Genomic DNA, 2,339 nt, shown 5'->3' on the forward strand with positions numbered 1-2,339 from the left:
CGCCTTGTTCCTGCTCAACTTCATCCCGTTTGTGTTGATGCCCGGCCTGATCTTCAGCCTGTGGACCCGCTTGGGCGTGCGGCCGCGCGCCGCGTGGAACTGGATGTGGCTTCTGCCGACCGGCTACTGCTTTTTGATTCAAGCCGGCGGCATCGCCAATGACGCTTTCCCAACCGTCTACGCCATCGCAATGGTCGACTTCGCCCTTCGCGCTCTGGAAAAGGTTCGACGCGCCACATCCCTCGACCCTCGACCCTCGACCCTCGACCCCGGACCCTGGACTTTCGACTTTGGACTTTCCATCCTCTCCGCCGCTCTGCTCGTCGGCGCGAAAGCCAGCAATCTTCCCCTGGGCCTGCCCTGGCTCGTGGCCATTGCGCCGCTGATTCCGCGGATTTTCCGCACGCCGCGCTACGCCGTCGGCATGGCCGTTGTTTTATTGATCGGCATTCTCGTTTCGTTCATCCCCACCGCCATCCTGAACAACCATTACGTCCACGATTGGTCGGGATTGAATTTGGAGAAGGCGGAGCTCAACATGAAAAACCCCGTCGCGGGCGTTGTGGGAAATGCGGTCGAGCTCACGCTGGACAACTTCGCTCCGACGTTTTTCCCGGTGTCCGGCTGGTGGAGTCAACACGCTCCCGCGTTGTTTCCCAAAGCGTTCATTCGAATGATGGACGCAAACTTCGAAGGCGGTTATCTCGCGATCGGCGAAATGCCGACCGAAGACTCCTCCGGGATCGGCTTCGGAATCAGCGTGCTGCTGGCTGTGTCCGTTGTGGCGGGTTTTTGGCGCCGCTCAAAACCAAAAATCGCGGAACACCGAATTTTGCGCCGCGCCGTTTTGATCGCCCCCTGGCTCTCATTGCTCGCTTACACCATGAAATCCGGCATGGTCGGACCGGGCCGCCTGATCGCACCTTACTACCCGCTTTTGTTTCCGGCATTGTTGCTCGGCGCCGGGCAATCGCAAATCGTGCGCCGTCTTTGGTGGCGTGTGCTGGCCGCGGGAGTCGTCGCGCTGGCGCTGGCGGCGCTCATCCTCCTGCCCTCGCGACCGCTCTGGCCCGCCCGAACCATTCTATCCAGGGCAGTCGCCGCGCACCCCAGCCAGCCGCAATTAAAGCGCGCGCAAAAAGTCTACGAAGTCTACGCGCAACGTCCCGACTCGCTCGCGTGCATCCGTTCCTCCTTCCCGCCGAAATTAAAAGTGATCGGCTTCATGGGCACCGGCGATGACCTCGATATTTCGCTGTGGAAACCTTACGGCTCCCGGCGCGTCGAACCGTTCCTGTTCGAAGATTCGCCCGCAACGATCCGCCAGTTCGGAATCGAATATGCGGTCATCAGCGGCTTGGAATTGGACGTCAAAAAAACGACTATCGAAAATTATTTGCAACGCACCGGCGCGGAGCTCCTCTTCACCACCAATGCCACCCTGACCGTCCAGCAAGGTCCGGAGCCGTGGTACCTGGTGCGCTTCAAACCGTAGGTGGTAGGGACAGCGCGCCGCGCTGTCCGCGCCGCGTTCAGCGGCGCAACAGTACGTGTCAAACCTGGCACGCCATTGTATCACCGCTTGAAGGAGGAGGGCCGCATCCTCCGCGACAAAGCGTGGGAACTCTGCACGCTCTTCGACACGATCTGTGGCCAGAGAATGTGAACCTCTGAACCGGAGCGCCGACTTGCAGCGCTCCGGTTCCTGTATCGTCATCCGCATCGACACCGAAGCGGGCCGCAGCGAAAGCTGCCGCCTCCGCCACGAAGTCTGCCCGTGCGAACTCGGCCGGCACGCCGTCAACGGAATCGGCGCGCTGCATGATCCGTACGCAAGGAAAGGCCGCGGCGCCATGCGGCCTGCCGCGGCCCTTTTGCGATTCGTTGCCGACGCCGGCCGATTAAGCCGCGGCTTTGAACAGCTCGAAGGAATTGGAGCGTTCCAATGCCATCTTCACCAGGCGGACGTTCAGGTCCGAGGCGTTGCCGTCGCCGAAGATGATGCGAGCGATCTCCTTGGCGATGCTGTCGAGCGTCTGCAGGTTGGCGCGGTTTTTCCAAACCTGTTCCATCGCCATGCGGACGAGGCGCACGTTGATCTCGGGCGCGTTGTCGCCAAAGATGATGTGGGCCACATCGAGCACGAGCGTCTCGAATTGTTGGTTGGTCTCTTGACTCATAGGTTTCTTTTCTTTGCTGTTGCCTTTGGGAGTGGGCACAGCGGGTTCATTGCTCCGGGGCGGCTGGGTGGCCTTGCCTTCATCGGAGCTCGGGTGTGATTTTGCCACACTTTCCAAAGTTGCTGCTTCCACCGTTTTCGCGGCGGGCGCCGCCACCGG

The 2,339-nt window shown here is 60.9% G+C and carries 2 protein-coding genes; one reads left to right on the plus strand and one right to left on the minus strand.

The window, feature by feature from the left end; translation table 11 throughout:
- Positions 1–1,495, plus strand: a 1,495-nt coding sequence (locus tag VN887_04890; protein ID HXT39339.1) for a hypothetical protein, incomplete at its 5' end; no start/stop codon positions are given.
- Between the two features lie 406 nt (positions 1,496–1,901).
- Here the strand turns inward: VN887_04890 and VN887_04895 are convergent.
- The coding region (locus tag VN887_04895; protein HXT39340.1) for a hypothetical protein at positions 1,902–2,339 on the minus strand (438 nt) is incomplete at its 5' end.

Origin of the sequence: Candidatus Angelobacter sp. (assembly GCA_035607015.1) — a bacterium.
GTDB lineage: Bacteria > Verrucomicrobiota > Verrucomicrobiia > Limisphaerales > AV2 > AV2.